Annotated in this window: 15 protein-coding genes; 3 read left to right on the forward strand and 12 right to left on the reverse strand. The window is 71.5% G+C overall.

The features are described 5' to 3' along the window. Positions 1-77: 77 nt before the first annotated feature. Positions 78-1,976, forward strand: a complete 1,899-nt coding sequence (locus TNCT6_RS08120) for a ricin-type beta-trefoil lectin domain protein (RefSeq protein ID WP_141358041.1) — start codon at positions 78-80, stop codon at positions 1,974-1,976. A gap of 107 nt (positions 1,977-2,083) precedes the next feature. After that, complete coding sequence (locus TNCT6_RS08125; protein WP_141358043.1) at positions 2,084-2,689, forward strand: GPP34 family phosphoprotein; 606 nt, start codon at positions 2,084-2,086, stop codon at positions 2,687-2,689. A 231-nt stretch (positions 2,690-2,920) separates the two neighbouring features. Here the strand turns inward: TNCT6_RS08125 and cimA are convergent, their stop codons facing one another. From cimA to ureA, 8 genes are all read right to left on the reverse strand, one after another. Then, positions 2,921-4,525: a citramalate synthase gene (gene cimA / locus TNCT6_RS08130; protein ID WP_141358045.1), complete on the reverse strand. Its 1,605-nt coding sequence runs from the start codon at positions 4,523-4,525 to the stop codon at positions 2,921-2,923. A 285-nt stretch (positions 4,526-4,810) separates the two neighbouring features. Continuing rightward, positions 4,811-6,124 (reverse strand): MFS transporter, encoded by a 1,314-nt coding sequence (locus tag TNCT6_RS08140; RefSeq protein WP_141358049.1) that lies wholly within the window; start codon positions 6,122-6,124, stop codon positions 4,811-4,813. A 59-nt stretch (positions 6,125-6,183) separates the two neighbouring features. Continuing rightward, a complete protein-coding gene (locus TNCT6_RS08145; RefSeq protein WP_253266054.1) occupies positions 6,184-7,269 on the reverse strand; it encodes a hypothetical protein in 1,086 nt (361 codons plus the stop codon). Between the two features lie 115 nt (positions 7,270-7,384). Further along, positions 7,385-8,011 (reverse strand): TetR/AcrR family transcriptional regulator, encoded by a 627-nt coding sequence (locus TNCT6_RS08150; RefSeq protein ID WP_141358052.1) that lies wholly within the window; start codon positions 8,009-8,011, stop codon positions 7,385-7,387. Further along, entirely contained in the window at positions 8,008-8,502 is a 495-nt protein-coding gene (locus tag TNCT6_RS08155; protein ID WP_141358054.1) for a hypothetical protein, read from the reverse strand. Before TNCT6_RS08155 ends, TNCT6_RS08150 begins: the two co-directional genes overlap by 4 nt. Before the next feature lie 9 nt (positions 8,503-8,511). Further along, entirely contained in the window at positions 8,512-9,576 is a 1,065-nt protein-coding gene (locus TNCT6_RS08160; RefSeq protein WP_141358056.1) for an agmatine/peptidylarginine deiminase, read from the reverse strand. A 29-nt stretch (positions 9,577-9,605) separates the two neighbouring features. Beyond that, complete coding sequence (locus tag TNCT6_RS08165; RefSeq protein ID WP_141358058.1) at positions 9,606-11,294, reverse strand: urease subunit alpha; 1,689 nt, start codon at positions 11,292-11,294, stop codon at positions 9,606-9,608. Beyond that, positions 11,291-11,974, reverse strand: a complete 684-nt coding sequence (gene ureA, locus TNCT6_RS08170; RefSeq protein ID WP_141358060.1) for an urease subunit gamma — start codon at positions 11,972-11,974, stop codon at positions 11,291-11,293. Before ureA ends, TNCT6_RS08165 begins: the two co-directional genes overlap by 4 nt. Before the next feature lie 142 nt (positions 11,975-12,116). Between ureA and TNCT6_RS08175 the strand changes: the two genes are divergently transcribed. Further along, a complete protein-coding gene (locus tag TNCT6_RS08175; protein ID WP_141358062.1) occupies positions 12,117-13,553 on the forward strand; it encodes a cytosine permease in 1,437 nt (478 codons plus the stop codon). A 203-nt stretch (positions 13,554-13,756) separates the two neighbouring features. Here TNCT6_RS08175 and TNCT6_RS08180 read toward each other — a convergent pair whose 3' ends face one another. The 4 genes from TNCT6_RS08180 to pruA form a co-directional block, all read right to left on the reverse strand. Next, positions 13,757-14,845 carry a branched-chain amino acid aminotransferase gene (locus TNCT6_RS08180; RefSeq protein ID WP_141358064.1) on the reverse strand — a complete coding sequence of 363 codons (1,089 nt, stop codon included), beginning with the start codon at positions 14,843-14,845 and terminating at the stop codon, positions 13,757-13,759. 254 nt (positions 14,846-15,099) lie between these two features. Then, positions 15,100-16,143, reverse strand: coding sequence for a 3-isopropylmalate dehydrogenase (locus TNCT6_RS08185; protein WP_141358066.1), 1,044 nt, complete (start codon positions 16,141-16,143; stop codon positions 15,100-15,102). 76 nt (positions 16,144-16,219) lie between these two features. Continuing rightward, complete coding sequence (locus tag TNCT6_RS41660) at positions 16,220-16,351, reverse strand: hypothetical protein (protein WP_141358068.1); 132 nt, start codon at positions 16,349-16,351, stop codon at positions 16,220-16,222. A 359-nt stretch (positions 16,352-16,710) separates the two neighbouring features. Next, on the reverse strand, positions 16,711-18,351 hold the full coding sequence (gene pruA, locus TNCT6_RS08195; RefSeq protein ID WP_141358070.1) for an L-glutamate gamma-semialdehyde dehydrogenase: 1,641 nt from the start codon (positions 18,349-18,351) through the stop codon (positions 16,711-16,713). Positions 18,352-18,375 lie beyond the last annotated feature (24 nt).

Below are 18,375 nucleotides of genomic sequence, written 5' to 3' on the forward strand. Positions count from 1 at the left end.
CTTGACTCGGCCCCGAAGCCGTCATTTACTCACCGCTCGCACGCCCCTGTCCCCCACCTCACGAAGGGCGGCACCCGATGCACTCCTTTCCCGACGGACGCGGTCTTCCCGGCAGACGCGGTCGCGCGCTGCGGCTGCTGCTCGCCGGACTGCTGTCCACGGCGGGCCTGACGGCCCTGGGCGCCCCGGCCGCGCAGGCGGCGGGCGAGCCCGTCACCGCCTGGCTGACCACGACCGACGACTCCGGCGGGCGCCACGTGGTGCGCGGGCTCGAACAGCAGACGCCGTTCGCCTTCCAGTCCGGCACCGGAGGCGGCGGCGAGAACATCACCGTCGACGAGAACACCCGCTACCAGACCTTCACCGGCGGCGGCGCCTCCTTCACCGACACCGCGGCCTGGCTGATGAAGAGCAGCGGCGCGCTGTCGCAGGCGACCCGGGACGCGACCATGCGGAAGCTGTTCTCGCCCACGGACGGGATCGGGCTCTCCTTCCTGCGCAACCCGATGGGCGCCTCCGACCTGGCGCGGGGCGGCTACACCTACGACGACGTGCCGGCCGGGCAGAGCGACCCGTCGCTCTCGAAGTTCTCCATCGCCCACGATCTGGCCGACGTGGTGCCGCTGACCCGGCAGGCGCTCCAGCTCAACCCGGCGCTCACGGTGATGGCCTCGCCCTGGACCGCGCCCGCCTGGATGAAGGACAGCGGGCAGCTCAACGGCGGCTGGTTGAAGGCGGAGGACTACGGGGCGTACGCCACGTACTTCGTGAAGTACCTCCAGGCCTACCGGGACCAGGGCGTCCCGGTCGCCTACGTGACCGCGCAGAACGAGCCCACCTGCTGTTCCGGCTACCCCTCGATGAGCTGGAACGCCGGCGGCCTGGCCTACTTCACCAAGAGCGAGCTGCTGCCCAAGCTCCAGGCCGCGGGCCTGTCCACCAAGGTGCTGGCGCACGACTGGAACTGGGACACCTACGACTCCTACGCCGCCCAGACGGTGGACGACGCGGCCGTCCGCGCGCACCCGAACTTCGGCGGCATCGCCTGGCACGGCTACGGCGGCAACGTCGCCCAGCAGACCACCGTGCACAACCGGTATCCGCAGCTGGACGCCTTCGGCACCGAGCACTCGGGCGGCACCTGGATCGGCCACCAGCAGCGCGAGGACATGCTCAACATCGTCGACTACACCCGGAACTGGGCGAAGTCGGTGACCAAGTGGTCGCTGGCGGTGGACCAGAACATGGGGCCGCACAACGGCGGTTGCGGCACCTGCACCGGGCTGATCACGGTGCACAACGGCGACGGCCGTTCGGGGCAGGTCGACTACACGGTCGAGTACTACGACATGGGCCACCTGACGAAGTTCGTACGGCCGGGCGCGCAGCGGATCGCCTCCACCGCCTCCTCGGCGGTGCCCAACGTGGCCTGGCGCAACCCGGACGGCGGCAAGGCCCTGATCGCCTACAACGACGCCACCACCGCGAAGACCGTCACGATCAACTGGGGTTCGCAGCACGCCACCTACTCGCTGCCGGGCCGGACGTCGGCGACCTTCACCTGGTCCGGGACGCAGTCGGGCGGCGGCAGCAAGTCGGGCGCGTTCGTCGGGCTGGCGGGCAAGTGCCTGGACGTGGCGGGCGGTTCGTCGGCGAACGGCACGGCAGTGCAGCTCTACGACTGCAACTCCAGCACGGCCCAGCAGTGGACGGTCCAGCCGGACGGGTCGGTGCGGGCGCTGGGCAAGTGCCTGGACGTGACGTCGGCGTCGACCGCCAACGGGGCGAAGGTGCAGCTGTACGACTGCAACGGCACCGGGGCCCAGCAGTGGTCGTACAACGCCTCGACCGGTGACGTGGTGAACCTCGCCGCCGACAAGTGTCTGGACGTGACCGACAACTCCTCGGCCAACGGGGCTCGGGCGCAGATCTGGTCGTGCACCGGCGCGGCCAACCAGAAGTGGCGGTTGCAGTAGGACCGCCCGGCCGGCCGGACACCGGTCGCGGCACCGGGCCCGCGGCTCCCCGCGGACGTATCGTCGGGGGTGTCCCCGACCTGACCACCCCGACCAGGAGCGCCGGCATGACCACACCTCGGGACCTGTTGATCGTCAGCATGGACGTCCCGTCCGAGCGCCCCGTCGAACAGGGCGATCTGTCTCTCGCGCTGGCGGGCGCCGAACTGGCCGACCTCCTCACCGGCGGGGCCGCCGGCCTGGACGGCGACCGCATCGTGCCGCTCCCCCGGCGGGACACCGGGGACCGCCTCCTGGACCAGGCGGCGGCGTCGCTCGACGGGCGGCCGCCGTACGAGTCCGTCGAGGACTGGCTGTGGCGCCGCGGCGAGGGCCTGGCCGTGACCTACATCGACGCCCTGGACGCGGAGGGGCAGCTCACCGGGCGGCGGCACCGCTGGATGCCCGCGCGCGGCGGCCGGAAGGCGCCCGCCGACACACCGGCGCGGCGCCGGGCCGCCGAGCGCTGGTCCTCCCACGACCCCGTCATCGCCGGGCTCGCGGCCGCCGTCGGCATCGAGGCCGAGCCGGGCGCCCCGCTCACCGCCCCGGACGACGACGCCCTGGTCACCGTGCTGGCCACCGTCAACGACGCGGTGACGGAGCTGGAGGCCGTACGGCAGCGGCGGCGCATCGAGAACGCGGCCTTCGACAACATCTGGCGCGCTCCCTGACACCGGGTGCGAACCCGGGTGCGTCGACCTCCTGCCGACGCCGCGCCGACGGGCCGCGGCCCCGGCTTGTCGGCGCGGGAGCGCCGGGCCCGGTCCGGGTCCCGGGCCGGCAGCCGGGTCGTCGTGCGTCCCCCCGCCGAAGAGCCGCCGTCCGCGGAACCGTTGTCGTCCGCGTCCCTGTCTCCTCTGTGCCGTGGCCTGCGGCGGAGGCGGGCTCGGGCGTCCGTTCGGCTACTTCGCCGGTTCCACGCCCGCGCGCAGCAGGCCGTAGGTGTACGCGTCCTCCAGGGCCTGCCAGGAGGCCGCGATCACGTTGTCCGCCACGCCCACCGTGGACCACTCGCCCTGGCCGTCCGAGGTGGAGATCAGCACGCGGGTGGTGGAGGAGGTGCCGTGCTTGCCCTCCAGGATACGGACCTTGTAGTCGACCAGGCCGAGGGAGGCGAGCTCGGGGTAGATCTTCTCCAGGGCCACGCGCAGGGCGCGGTCGAGGGCGTTGACCGGGCCGTTGCCCTCGGCGGTGGCGACGATGCGCTCGCTCTTGGCCCACAGCTTCACCGTGGCCTCGTTGGCGTGGGTGCCGTCGGGGCGGTCCTCGACGATGGCCCGCCAGGACTCGACGTCGAAGTACCTCAGCGGCCTGCCCTCGGCCTCGGCGCGCAGCAGCAGTTCGAAGCTCGCGTCGGCCGCCTCGTAGGTGTAGCCCTTGAGCTCGCGCTCCTTGACGCGCTCGACCACGCGGCCGACCAGTTCGCGGTCGTCGCCGAGGTCGATGCCGAGTTCCTTGCCCTTGAGCTCGATGGAGGCGCGGCCGGCCATGTCGGAGACCAGCATGCGCATGGTGTTGCCGACCTGCTCGGGGTCGATGTGCTGGTACAGGTCCGGGTCGACCTTGATGGCGGAGGCGTGCAGGCCGGCCTTGTGGGCGAAGGCGGAGACACCCACATAGGGCTGGTGAGTGGAGGGCGTGAGGTTGACGACCTCGGCGATGGCGTGCGAGATGCGGGTCATCTCGCGCAGCCGCCCCTCGGGCAGCACCCGCTTGCCGTACTTCAGCTCCAGGGCCGCGACCACCGGGAAGAGGTTGGCGTTGCCGACCCGCTCGCCGTAGCCGTTGGCCGTGCACTGCACGTGGGTGGCGCCGGCGTCGACGGCCGCGAGGGTGTTGGCGACCGCGCAGCCGGTGTCGTCCTGGGCGTGGATGCCGAGGCGGGCGCCGGTGTCCGCGAGGACGGTGGAGACGACCGCCTGGACCTGGGCGGGCAGCATGCCGCCGTTGGTGTCGCAGAGGATCACCACGTCCGCGCCGGCCTCCGCGGCGGTGCGGACGACGGCCTTGGCGTACTGGGGGTTGGCGCGGTAGCCGTCGAAGAAGTGCTCGCAGTCGACGAAGACCCGGCGGCCCTCGGCGCGCAGGTGGGAGACGGTGTCGCGGACCATCTCCAGGTTCTCCTCCAAGGTGGTGCGCAACGCCAGCTCCACATGCCGGTCGTGCGACTTGGCGACCAGGGTGATCACCTCGGCGCCGGACTCCAGCAGCGCCCTGACCTGGGGGTCGTCCGCCGCCTTGGCGCCGGCCCGGCGGGTCGCCCCGAAGGCGACGAGCTTGGCGTGCCGGAAGTCGATCTCCTGCTTGGCGCGGGCGAAGAACTCGGTGTCCCGCGGGTTCGCGCCGGGCCAGCCACCCTCGATGAAGCCCACGCCGAAGTCGTCCAGGTGCCGAGCGATGGCCAGCTTGTCGGCGACCGTGAGGTTGATCCCCTCACGCTGGGCGCCGTCGCGCAGGGTGGTGTCGAAGACGTGGAACGAATCGTCGAGCTGGCTGGATGCGGTCATGGTCTCAAGGCTCCTGTTTGCAATCTCGGTCTTGCCGTCAATGACCGGCTCCACCGTCCCCCCAATAGTCCCTCGCGCAGCGGTCCCGGCTGTGGGTGGGCCAGGAAAACGAAAGACCCCTCGCGGGTGCGAGAGGTCTGCGCGCGGGTCGAGGACGACGATGGCCGCCCGTACCTGGTCGTACGTGGCGGTCACTGCGGACCGGCGCGCCTGCTGCCAATAATCATGGCGGACGAGAGCACGGGGGCAGTCTGGCACAGTCCCGCTCTCTCCGGACATCACGTCTCAGGATGCGGGCGTCAACCTGGACGCCTCCGCGGTCTCCACCCGCGCCAGATCCAGGTCCCTGGTCTCCCGCATGGTGATGTAGACCACGAGCGAGACGGCCGCACAGGCCGCCACGTACCAGAAGAATCCGGACTCCGCGCCGGCGTTCTTGAACCACAGGGCGACGTATTCCGCGGTGCCGCCGAAGAGGGCGTTGGCGAGGGCGTAGGGCAGGGCCACGCCGAGCGCGCGCACGCCCGTGGGGAACAGCTCCGCCTTCACGCACGCGTTGATCGAGGTGTAGCCGGTGACCACGACCAGGGCGAGCAGGGACAGTCCGAGCGCCGGCCAGAAACCGTCCGCGCGCCGCAGCAGGGTCATGATCGGCACGGTCAGGACCGTGGAGCCGACGGCGAAGGTGATCAGCAGCGGCCGGCGGCCGATCCGGTCGGACAGCCGCCCGGCGAGCGGCTGGAGGCAGGCGAAGACGATCAGCGCGGTGAAGGAGACGAGGGTCGCGGTCTGCTTGGGCAGGCCCGCGGAGTTGGCCAGGTACTTCGTCAGGTACGTGGTGTACGTGTAGTACGCCACGGTGCCGCCCATGGTCAGGGCGATCACCAGGAACGCCTCCCGCCTGTGCCGCCACAGCGCGCGCAGGGTGCCGCGCTCCTCGCCACCGGTGGCGTCGGCCTCGTACACCGCCTCGTACACCTCGGTCTCCAGCATGCTGCGGCGCAGGTAGAAGACCACGGCCGCGCCGAGCGCGCCGACCACGAACGGGATGCGCCACCCGTAGCTGTGCAGGGCCTCGTCGGACATGGTGCGCTGGAGCAGGATCTGGAGGCCGAGGCCGAGGATCTGGCCGGCGGTCATGGACACGTACTGGAAACTGGAGGCGAAGCCGCGGTGGCGCGGGGCGGAGGCCTCGGTGAGGTAGGTGGCGCTGGCCGCGTACTCGCCGCCCACGGACAGTCCCTGGAGCAGGCGTGCGGCGAGCAGGACCAGGGCGCCGCCGTAGCCGGCGACGGCGTAGGTCGGCGCCACGGCGATGAGGACGGCGGAGGCCGACATGAGGGTGACGGTCAGGGTCAGGGCCGCCTTGCGGCCCTTCCGGTCGCCGACCCTGCCGAGCAGCCAGCCACCGACCGGGCGCATGAAGAAGCCGACGGCGAAGATGCCCGCGGTGTTCATGAGCTGGGCGGTCGGGTTCCCGTCCGGGAAGAAGGCCCCGGCGAAGTAGGTGGCGAAGCTGGCGTAGACGAACCAGTCGTACCACTCCACCATGTTTCCGGCCGAGCCGATCCAGATCTTCTTCCAGTGCTGTCGTCCCATGAGCCGTCACTGCCCCGGCCGGGCGGTGGGAACGCGCCGGAATCGGCCAAACGGAGCGGTCAGTTCAGGCGTCGTACGAAGACGTCCGGGACGCCGTTGGTGTCGTGCGGCACCAGGTCGGCGGCCGGGGAGGAGAAGACGACGGCGTGGCCCGTGCGGTCGACCGCGCGGGGGAGAGCGGTGGCGCCCGCCGGGGCCACCGGGTGCCGCCGGCCGGACGGCAGGGCGAGCAGGTCGAGTCCGCCGTCGGCGGACAGCAGCACGTGCCGCAGCGAGCCGTCGGCGGCGGCCGCCGCGGTGCCGGCCGCCTGCCGGACGCGTCCGGTGGGCAGGTCCTGGAAGTACGCGGTGGTCGTCCCATCGGCCGCCGTGGCGTTGAACAGGGCGCGGCGGCCGTCGTCGGAGAGCCGGACGAGCGTGGCCGAGAAGCCGCTGCCGATGTCGGACTCGTGTCCGTCGCGGACGACGTGGATCCGCCCCTCGGTGCCCTGGCCCGTCCGGGCCGCCACGCTGTACGCGACCGTGCGGCCGTCGGCGCTGAGCCAGGCGTTGAGGATCAGGCCCTCGGCCGGCAGCGGCGAGATCCGCCGGTCGGTGCCGGTGTCCAGGTCGCGGACGTGGAGCACGCGTGCGTAGTCGTCGCCGTGGCGGTTGCCGAGGGTGTACGCCACGTGCCGGCCGTCGGCGCTGATCGCGGCCGCGGTGCCCAGCTCGTAGGAGGTGTCCTGCGGCGGCTCCTGGGGCCACAGCACCTCCGTGCGTCCCGTGACGCGGTCGTACACGTACGGCTTGGGGTACCGGTTGCCGTTGGAGTAGGCGAGACGGCGGCCGTCGCCGCTGAGCATCGGCCCCGTGGTGTAGATCAGGTCCTCCGGGACCTGGGTGAGCCTGCCGGTGCGCAGGTCCTTGAGGTACAGGCGGGTGTCGATGCCGCCCTCGGGGTCCGCCGAGGAGAAGACGGCGTAGCGGCCGTCGCCGCTGATCACGCCGCCGCCCGACGGCGCGGTCAGCTCGCTCCCGTCGGTGGCGGTACTGATCCGCTCGACGCGCGGCGGAGGGGCCGCGGCCACGGCGGCCGGGCCGAGCGCGAGCAGCAGTGCCGCTGCCGACGCGGTGCCGAAGACTCTGCGGACGTGTGCGGCCATGGCCATGGTTCCCCCCGAAACCGGTCCCCCGGTCCCGCGCCGAGGACTCCCCGGATTCAAACGCGCCGGCCGGTCCGCGGCAATGCGCCGGTTTACGTACAACCGGGACGGTTGATCAGGCGTCCGCGAGCCCCGGCCGGCTCAGCGCTTCGTCGAGGAACTCCCCTAGGTGGCACATGACTTGGGCCCGGTCGGTGCCGCGCAGCCCGATCGCCACGTGGATGGAGAAGCCGTCGAGGAGAGCGCGCAGCCGGGCCGCGAAGCGGTCCGCGTCGACCGGCTGGAACTCGCCGCGCGAGACGCCCTCGGCGACCAGCGCGGCCAGGTCCCGGTGCCAGGCGCCCTCGATGGCGGCCTGCCGGTCGCGGGCGTCCTCGCCGGCGTTCAGCGAGCGGTTCCAGACCTCCAGCCACAGCGTCCAGTGCGGGTCACGGTGACCATCCGGCACGTACAGGTCGACGTAGGCGTCGAGGCGTTCGCGTACCGGGGCGGCACGGGTGAGCAGCCGGCCGCGCTCGGTGCCGAGCCGGCTCTCGCTCCACTCCAGCGTCTGCAGCAGCAGTTCGTCCTTGGAGCGGAAGTAGTACAGCAGATGGCCGCTGCTCATCCCGACCTCGCGGCCGAGCGCCGCCATGGTGAGCTGCTCCAGACCGCGCTCGGCGATCATCTCCATGGCGGCGGCGAGCACCTCCTCACGCGGCGGCGCGGGGGTACGTCTGCGGGGCGCGGGGGCGGTGCTCATGCCGGGACCGTCCGTACGGCGTCGGGCAGGAAGTGGGTCTCGTAGGGGCCGTAGCACTCGCCGAACAGCGTCGCCACCACCGCTCCGCACCCGCCGCACACCTGGTTCGGGCCCTCCTGGCCGGTGGCCCCGCAGCACCCGTGCTCCTGGCAGGCGGGGTTGTACGACAGGAAACCGGCCGTGTCCTCGGGGCCGACCACCAGGGTGTCGCGCTGCCCGGCCGACATCAGGAATCCCGGGCCGTCGGGGTTCCCCACGCACACGCCGGGGAGGGCGGCCCCCGCCCACTCCGGGTCCGGGTGCGGCACGAACGGCGCCCCGCACGGCTCGGGGTCCACGGCGTACGTGCCCGGCGGCACGGTCGGCGGGGCGTGCCGCGAGCCGTCCGGGTTCCTCCGGCCGTCGCACTCCGGGCGGGGCGGCAGTTCGGGCAGCGGACGCAGCGGTTCGGTGAGGTGGCGGGCGCAGGCCGCGCAGACCAGTACGTTCACTCGTATGTTCTACCTGACCGCCCGCTGCCCGACGACCGTCTTGGGCTGCTGCTGGGTGATGCAGTGGATGCCTCCACCGCCGGCGAAGATGGCGCGGGCGTCGACCGGGGTCACCGTGCGGTCGGGGAAGAGCCGGCGGAAGATGCCGGCCGCCTCCTCGTCGCGCGGGTCGTCGAAGGCGCACAGGACGACGCCGCCGTTGCAGAGGTAGTGGTTGATGTAGGAGTAGTCGGCCCAGTGCCCGTCGGCCTCCAGGACGGTGGGGGCGGGGACTTCGACGACCTCCAGGGGGCGGCCGTCGGCGTCGGTGGCCGACTTCAGGACGCCGATGACCTCCTTGGTGACCTCGTGGTCGGGGTGGGCCGGGTCCGGCTGGTGGTGGGCGACGACGACACCGGGGCGGGCGAAGGCGGCCACGATGTCGACATGGCCGAGGGTGCCGTAGCCGTAGGGAGGGTAGTCGCCGGTCAGGCCGCGCGGCAGCCAGATCGCCTTGCGGGTGCCGAGGTGGGCGTGGATCTCCGCCTCGACCTGCTCCTTCGTCCAGTGCGGGTTGCGCTCGGGGCCGAGCTGCACGGTCTCGGTCAGCAGGACCGTGCCCTCGCCGTCGACGTGGATCCCGCCGCCCTCGTTGACGAGCGGGGAGGCGTACGTCTTCGCGCCCGCGAGGTCCGAGACATACGAGGCGATCTTCGCGTCGTGCTCCCAGCGGGCCCAGTCCTGGGCTCCCCAGCCATTGAACGTCCAGTCCACGGCGGCGAGTTCACCTGCCTCACTGGTCAGGAAGGTGGGGCCGATGTCGCGCATCCAGGCGTCGTCCAGATCGCGTTCGACGGTGTCGACGCCGTCGCCCAGGAGGGTGCGGGCCTCGGCCGACTGGCCGGGGCCGCAGACCACCGTCACCGGTTCGAAGCGGCGCACGGCACGGGCCACCGACGCCCAGGCGGCGCGGGAGGCGGCGACGTCGTCGGGGGTGTCGAAGGTCGGGTTGGGACCCGGCCACGCCATCCAGGTGCGCTCGTGCGGCGCCCACTCGGCGGGCATGCGGAAGCCGTCGGCGGCGGGGGTGTTCATCTCGGGGGTCCTCGCAGAGGTCACGGAGGTCACAGGAAGTACAGGCGGTTGAGGGAGACCGACTCGGCGGGCTCGGAGCGGATCGGGTCGCCGTCCAGGGTGACCAGGCCGGTGCGCTGGTCGACGTCGACGGATCCGGTACGGGAGTTGAGGCGCAGGTCGGCGGGGCCGATACCGCGGGTGCCGCGCACGGCGACCCGGCGCCGCCGGGTGGGCATCGTGTCGTGGCCCTGGTCCACGGCGGCCTGGGCGACGAACGCGACCGAGATCTCGGCCGGGGTGGCGCCGTGCGCGCCGAACTGCGGTCCCAGTACGAGGGGTTCGCAGGTGTCGGTGGCCGCGTTGGGGTCGCCCACCACGCCGTACGCGGGGAACCCGGACTTGAGGACGAGTTGCGGCTTGGCACCGAAGAACTCGGGGCGCCACAGCACGATGTCGGCCAGCTTGCCGGTCTCGATCGAGCCGACCTCGTGGGAGAGGCCGTGCGCGATGGAGGGGTTGATCGTCAGCTTGGCGATGTAGCGCAGAACGCGCGCGTTGTCGTCGTCCGGGCCGTCCCCGTCGACCGGGCCCAACTCGGCCTTCATCTTCCCGGCCATGGCGAAGGTGCGGCGCACGGTCTCGCCGGCCCGGCCCATGCCCTGGGCGTCGGAGGAGGTGATGCCGATCGCGCCCAGGTCGTGCAGCACGTCCTCGGCGCCCATGGTCCCGGCACGGATGCGGTCGCGGGCCATGGCCGCGTCGCCGGGCAGGTCGGTCTTGAGGTCGTGGACGGAGACGATCATGCCGTAGTGCTCGGCGACCGCGTCCCGGCCGAAGGGCAGGGTGGGGTTGGTGGAGGAGCCGATGACGTTCGGGACCCCGGCCATCTTCAGCACGTTGGGGACGTGTCCGCCGCCGCAGCCCTCGATGTGGAAGGCGTGGATCGTGCGTCCCTCCAGGACGCGCAGGGTGTCCTCGACCGACAGGCACTCGTTCAGTCCGTCGCTGTGCAGGGCGACTTGTACGTCGTGCTCCTCGGCGACCCGCAGGGCGGTGTCGAGGGCACGGGTGTGGGCGCCCATGTCCTCGTGCACCTTGAAGCCCAGGGCGCCGCCCTCGGCCAGCGCCTCGACCAGCGGGGCCGGGTGCGAGGACGAACCGCGGCCCAGGAAGCCGATGTTGACCGGCCACGCGTCGAAGGCGCCGAAGGCGTGCCGCAGCGCCCACGGCGAGTTGACGCCCACGCCCCACACCGGCCCGAACTCCTGGCCGATGATGGTGGTCACGCCGGAGGCGAGCGAGGCCTCCATGATGCGCGGCGACAGCAGGTGCACATGGGGGTCGACGGCGCCGGCCGTGGCGATCAGCCCCTCGCCGGACACGATCGTGGTACCGGTGCCGACGACCACGTCGACGCCGTCGAGGGTGTCGGGGTTCCCGGCCCGCCCGATGGAGTGGATCCGGCCCTCGCGGATTCCTATGGAGACCTTGCGGATGCCCTGCACGGCGTCGATGACGACGACGTTGCTGATCACCACGTCGCAGGTCTCGCGGACCGCCGCCGCCTTGAGGTGCAGTCCGTCCCGGGCGGTCTTGCCGAAGCCGGCGAGGAACTCGTCGCCGTACTGCTGCGCGTCGGACTCGATCCGGACCACCAGCCCGGAGTCCCCGAGGCGGACGCGGTCGCCGGCCCGCGGGCCGTGGGTGGCCGCGTACGCGTACGGGTCGATGCTCATCGGTCGGCTCCCAGGTATCCGCAGGCGGCGGCCCGGCGCAGGGCCTCTTCCTTTGCCCCCGGCGCGTCCAGGGGCCCGTCGACGAGGCCGGCGAAGCCGATCGCGATCCGCTCGCCGCCGATCGGCACGAGGCCGACCTCTGCACTCTCCCCCGGCCCGAACCGCACCGACGATCCGGCGGGCACCGCGAGCCGCATGCCGTAGGCCCGCTCGCGCGGGAAGTCGAGGCGCGGGTTGGCCTCGAAGAAGTGGAAGTGCGAGGTGACGGAGACCGGCACGGACGCGGTGTTGGTGACCGTGAGCCGTACGGCCGCCTCCGGCTCGGCGTGCTCCGGTCCCGGCAGCAGCGCGCCCGGCCCCATCTCGCCCAGCCCTCCCCCCGCGATCGGGTCGGAGACCACCGCGAGCCGTGAGCCGTCGTCGAAGACGGCCTCGACGTGGACCTCGGTGACCACGTCCGCCACGCCGGGCAGGACGTCGTCCGGGCCGAGCGCCGTGCGGGCACGCTCGATCGCCTCGGCGAGCCGGGCGCCGTCGCGGGCTGCCTCGCACACCGTGTCGGCGATCAGGGCGGTGGCCTCCGGCACGTTGAGCCTCAGGCCGCGGGCCCTGCGGGCACGGGCCAGTCCGGCGGCGGTGAACAGCAGCAGCCGGTCGCGCTCGGTGGGGGTCAGTCTCACGCCGTGGCACCTCCTTGATCGCCAAATTAGAACAACACTCTAAACGTGAAGTTCACAGAAAGGAACCGTTGACGACCGACCGCCTCAGCCGTCACATTGAACGTCGCTCTAACTCCCGGGCGGCCGTCGAAGGAGACCTGCCATGCCGATAGAACAGCACGGAGTCGACACCATCCCCGAAGCGGAACGGACCAGTGGTCCGCGCGATCTGGTGTCGATCCTGCTGGGGTCCAATCTGTGTCTCGGCGTGATCATCTTCGGCTGGCTGCCGCCGTCGTTCGGGCTCGGCTGGTGGGCCTCGCTCAGCTCGATCGTGGTGGGCACGGTGGTCGGCACGCTGTTCACGGCCCCGCTGGCGCTGGTCTCCCTGCGCACCGGCACCAACCTGTCGACCTCGTCCGGCGCCCAGTTCGGCGTGCGCGGCCGGCTGGTCGGCTCGGTGGTCGGGCTGCTGCTCGCCCTCGGCTACACCGCCCTGACCGTGTGGATCGGCGGCGACGTGATGGTCTCCGTCCTGCACCGGCTGTTCGGTCTGACGCCGAGCGCGGCCTCGTACGGCGTCGTCTACACCCTGCTCGCCGCGGCGACCGTCACGGGCGCGGTGTACGGCTACCGGGTGCTGCTCGCCATGTCCCGCGTGCTCGCGATCGGCATGACCGCCCTGCTGATCCTCGGCGTGATCGCCTACGCCCCGCACTTCACCACGGCCGCGCTGCCGGAGGCCGGCGGCTATCTGCTGGGCGGCTTCTGGCCGACGTGGTTCCTCGCGACGGTGGCCGCCGGACTCTCCGGTCCGATCGCCTTCATCACCCTCCTCGGCGACTACACCCGCTACATCTCCCCCACCCGGTACTCCTCCCGCCGGGTGCTGCACGCCACCTGGCTGGGCCTGCTCCTCGGCCTGCTGGTCCCGCAGCTGTTCGGCACCTTCACGGCCTTCGGCGCCCGCGCCGCCCTCGACTACGCCGGGCCGCTGGTGGACGCCTCCCCCACCTGGTACCTGATCCCGCTGCTGCTGTCCGCCTCCGCGGGCTCGGTCGGCAACGCCGGTCTGATGCTGTACTCCATGGGCCTCGACCTGGACGCCATCCTGCCGCGCGCCTCCCGCGCCCGCGCCACCTACACGGTCGCCGTGGTCGCCACGGCCTGCGTCTTCGCCGGCCACTTCGCCTGGGACGCGCAGTCGGCGATGACCTCCTTCGTCCTCCTGCTCACCGCGATCGGCACCCCGTGGGCGGTCATCACCCTCATCGGCTTCGCCCGCTGCCGCGGGGTGTACGACGCCGACGCCCTCCAGGTCTTCAACCGGCGCTCCCGGGGCGGCGTCTACTGGTACCGGTCCGGCTGGAACATCCAGGCGACCGTCTCGTGGGCGGTGGGCGCCGGTGTCGGCCTGCTGGCGGTGTCCCTGCCCTCGTACGAGGGACCGCTGCTGTCCCTGACCGGCGGCGTGGACTGCAGCTTCCTGCTGTCGGGGGCCGTCGGCGGTCTGGTCCACCTGCTGCTCGCCCCGCGGCCCCAGCCGTCGCCGCTCCTCGAGACCGCGAAGGAACCGGCCCACGCCGAGAGCCGGCTCTAGCGCTGTGACCGGACAGGTTCACCGGCTCGCGCGGACCTTTCCGGTCTCAGCACCGGGCCCTGCCGGAAGAGACCGGGAAGCACACCGCCAACGGCCGTTCCCCGCCCGCCGGTTCGCGAAGCCGGCGAACGGCGGACGGGGAACGGGAGAGGGGGAGAGGGGGATCGGGAGACGGCCGGTGAGGCGAAGGGCCGGGCGGGCGCCTACGCCAGCGCGTGCATCCAGCCGTGCTTGTCCTCGGTGACGCCACGCTGGACGTCCAGCAGGGCCCGGCGCAGCTTCATGGTGACCTCGCCGGGCTCGCCGCCCGACTGCTTCCACTCGGCGCCCGCGCGCTTGACGGTGCCGACGGGGGTGATGACGGCGGCCGTGCCGCAGGCGAAGACCTCCGTCAGCGTGCCGTTCTCGGAGTCGCGCTGCCACTGGTCGATGGAGACGCGGGCCTCCTCGGACTCGTAGCCGAGGTCGCGGGCGACCTGCAGCAGCGAGTCACGGGTGACGCCCTCCAGGATCGAACCGCTCAGGGACGGGGTGACGATCTTGTCGCCGTACACGAAGTACAGGTTCATGCCGCCGAGTTCCTCGACCCACTTGTGCTCCACGGCGTCGAGGTAGCAGACCTGGTCGCAGCCCTCGGCGGCGGCCTCGGCCTGGGCGAGCAGGGAAGCCGCGTAGTTGCCGCCCGTCTTGGCGTCGCCCATGCCGCCGGGGACGGCGCGGACGCGGTCCTCGGAGGCCCAGATGGAGACCGGCTTCACACCGCCCGGGAAGTACGCGCCGGCCGGGGAGGCAATCACGAGGAACAGGTACTCGTTGGCGGGCTTGACGCCCAGCCCGACCTCGGTGGCGATCATGAACGGGCGCAGGTACAGGGACTCCTCGCCGCCGTGCGCCGGGACCCACGCCTTGTCCTGCCGGACCAGGGCGTCGCAGGCTTCGATGAACGTCTCGACGGGCAGCTCGGGCATGGCCAGGCGGCGGGAGGACGCCTGGAAGCGCTTGGCGTTCTTCTCCGGGCGGAACGTGGCGACCGAGCCGTCGGGCTGGCGGTAGGCCTTCAGACCTTCGAAGATCTCCTGCGCGTAGTGCAGGACGTGCGTGGCGGGGTCGAGGGGGATCGGCGCGTACGGAACGAGCTGGCCGTCGTGCCAGCCCCGGCCCTCCGTCCACCTGATCGTCACCATGTGGTCGGTGAAGTGGCGGCCGAATCCGGGGTTGGCCAGGATCGCCTCCCGCTCCGCGTCGGAGAGCGGGTTGGCCGAAGGCTTGAGCTCGATCGTGGGCGTCGTCATGAATGAGTGTCCTTCACCGAGTTGTTGTGACAGGCCGCGCTCACGCCCGTACGGCCGGATGGCCTGTGCTAGGACGTCCGAGCATTCCCTCATACCGCGGCTCCGCGTTCGATTATCGCGCGGAGCCGAGGGCGGAAGAAAACGGGGTGAATGCGGCCCAGGGACTGATGGTGGCACCCGGCGCCGGACAGGGGGAAGCCGCCGGGCGCGGATGCGACCCGACGGCTTCGAAGTTTTCGAGTGGCTCGGCCGGGTCAGCCCGCTACTCGTACGCGGAGCGCGTCGCCGATCTCGGCGGTGGAACGCGCGGGCAGCGCGCCGCGCTCCGCGAGGTCGGCGGAGACGGCGTCCTCGATCCGGGTGGCCTCGGACTCGTAGCCGAGGTGGCGCAGCAGCAGGGCGACGGACAGGACCGTGGCGGTGGGGTCGGCCTTGCCCTGACCTGCGATGTCCGGGGCCGAGCCGTGGACCGGCTCGAACATGGACGGGAACTCGCCGCCCGGGTTGATGTTGCCGGAGGCGGCGACGCCGATGCCGCCGGAGACGGCCGCGGCGAGGTCGGTGATGATGTCGCCGAAGAGGTTGTCGGTGACGATGACGTCGAACCGCTCGGGCTGGGTCACCAGGTAGATGGTGGCCGCGTCGACGTGGATGTACTCGGTGGTGACCTCGGGGTACTCCTCGGCCACCTTGTTGAAGATGTTCGTCCACAGGTGGCCCGCGAAGGTCAGCACGTTGTTCTTGTGGACCAGCGCGAGCTTCTTGCGCGGACGGGCCTGGGCGCGGGCGAAGGCGTCGCGGACCACGCGCTCGACACCGAAGGCCGTGTTGACGGAGACCTCGGTGGCGACCTCGTGCTCGGTGCCCTTGCGGATGGTGCCGCCGTTGCCCGTGTACGGGCCCTCGGTGCCCTCACGGACGACGACGAAGTCGATCCGCGGGTCGCCCGCGAGCGGCGTGGCGACTCCGGGCAGGAGCTTGCTCGGGCGCAGGTTGACGTGGTGGTCGAAGGCGAAGCGGAGCTTGAGCAGGAAGCCGCGCTCCAGGACGCCGGAGGGCACCGACGGGTCGCCGATGGCGCCGAGCAGGATGGCGTCGTGCCGCCTCAGCTGCTCCAGGTCGGCGTCGGTGAGGGTCTCCCCGGTGGCGTGGTAGCGCCGGGCGCCGAAGTCGTACTCCTTGGTCTCCAGCTTCACATCCTGCGGTAGGGCGGCGGACAGGACCTTCAGGCCCTCGGCCACGACTTCCTGGCCGATTCCGTCACCGGGGATCACTGCGAGATCGATGCTGCGAGACATGCGGGCACCCTACTCCTCGTCCCATGAGCTGACATGGAGCGTCCGCGATCCGGACACCCCGGGGGACTCCCGGACCTCAGTGACCCGTCTGGCCGCCGTTGTCGCGGCGGTCGAGGGCGCGCTGGAGGGCGGCGGCGGCGTTCTTGCGGTCGGACTCGCTGGTGCGCGGGATGTGGCGGACGCGGCGGCGGACGGTCGTCTCGGGCATGGGAATCGACTCCTTCGAGCAGCATGGAGTACGGAAAAGAAGACTGACGAGACTCCCCCACTGCCTAATGGGCGTGGGCGGCGCCCCCGGAAGGGGCGGAAAGCCTGCCGCAGGGGTGACCTGCACGGGCCCGGCTCACGACCGCCATTCGCTGGATCAAGCGAGACGCTCGGTTCCTACAAAGCTAGGTGAGGACCGGGCATCTGTCTCCACAATTACTCGGACTTCCTACTATCTGAGACGGAGGATAGGGTCACACCCACCTGACCTGGGCCTTCCTCTGACCCAAATGGCTCCGCCCCCGGTCCGGAGGGGTGTTTCCGGAGCGGGGGCGGGGTTCAGGGGGTGCCGCGCGGGCGTCAGCCCATGTGCGGGTAGGCGTAGTCGGTCGGCGCGACCAGGGTCTCCTTGATGGCGCGGGTCAGGGTCCAGCGCATCAGGTTCTGCGGGGCGCCCGCCTTGTCGTTGGTGCCGGAGGCGCGGCCGCCGCCGAAGGGCTGCTGGCCGACCACGGCGCCGGTCGACTTGTCGTTGATGTAGAAGTTGCCGGCCGCGTAGCGCAGCTTCTCCATCGTGTACGCCGCGGCGGCGCGGTCACCGGCGATGACCGAGCCGGTCAGGGCGTAGTCCGACACCGACTCCATCTGGGTCAGCATCTCGTCGTAGGCGTCGGCCGAGCTGTCGTCGTACACGAGGACCGCGAGGATCGGGCCGAAGTACTCGGTCGTGAAGACCTCGTTCTCCGGGTCGGTGCACTCGATGACGGTCGGGCGGACGAAGTAGCCGACCGAGTCGTCGTAGGTGCCGCCCGCGACGATCGTGCAGGACGGGTCCTCCTGGGCCCGGTCGATCGCCGCCTTGTTCTTCGCGAAGGAGCGGTCGTCGATGACCGCGCCGATGAAGTGCGACAGGTCGGTGACGTCACCCATGGTCAGCGAGTCGACCTCGGCGGCGAACTCCTCCTTGAAGCCGGAGTTCCAGATCGACGCCGGGATGTAGGCGCGGGAGGTGGCGCTGCACTTCTGGCCCTGGTACTCGAAGGCACCGCGGGTCAGCGCGGTCTTCAGCACCGCGCGGTCGGCCGACGGGTGGGCCACCACGAAGTCCTTGCCGCCGGTCTCGCCGACCAGGCGCGGGTAGGCGCGGTACTTCTCGATGTTGTTGCCGACCGTCTTCCACAGGTACTGGAAGGTCTTGGTCGAACCGGTGAAGTGGATGCCGGCCAGGTCGCGGTGGTTCAGGGCGATCTCGGAGACCTCGATGCCGTCACCGGTGAGGAGGTTGATGACGCCCTTGGGCAGGCCCGCCTCCTCCAGCAGCTTCATGAGCAGCACGGCGGCGTGCGTCTGGGTCGGGGACGGCTTCCAGATCACCACGTTGCCCATGAGGGCGGGCGCGGTGGGCAGGTTGGCCGCGATCGCCGAGAAGTTGAACGGCGTGATCGCGTAGACGAAGCCCTCCAGCGGACGGTGGTCCATGCGGTTCCACACGCCCGGGGAGTTGGCCGGGGGCTGCTCGGCGAGGATCTGGCGGGCGTAGTGGACATTGAAGCGCCAGAAGTCCACCAGCTCGCAGGGGCTGTCGATCTCGGCCTGCTGCGCGGTCTTGGACTGGCCGAGCATCGTGGAGGCGGCGATCGTCTCGCGCCAGGGGCCGGACAGCAGCTCGGCGGCGCGCAGGATGATCGCGGCACGGTCGTCGAAGGACATCGCGCGCCAGGCCGGGGCCGCGGCGAGAGCGGCGTCGATGGCGTCCTGCGCGTCGGCCTTCGTGGCGTTGCGGGAGGTGCCGATGACGGCCTTGTGGTTGTGCGGCTGGACGACCTCGAAGGACTCGCCCCCACCCATGCGCTGGACACCGTCGATGGTGCAGGGCAGGTCGATCGGGTTCTCGGCCAGCTCCTTGAGCTTGGCCTCCAGGCGGGCGCGCTCGGGCGAGCCGGGAGCGTAGCCGTGCACCGGCTCGTTGACGGGCGTGGGGACCTGGGTCACAGCGTCCATGGGTTCCGAACTCCTTGACTTGAG

Origin of the sequence: Streptomyces sp. 6-11-2 (assembly GCF_006540305.1) — a bacterium.
GTDB lineage: Bacteria > Actinomycetota > Actinomycetes > Streptomycetales > Streptomycetaceae > Streptomyces.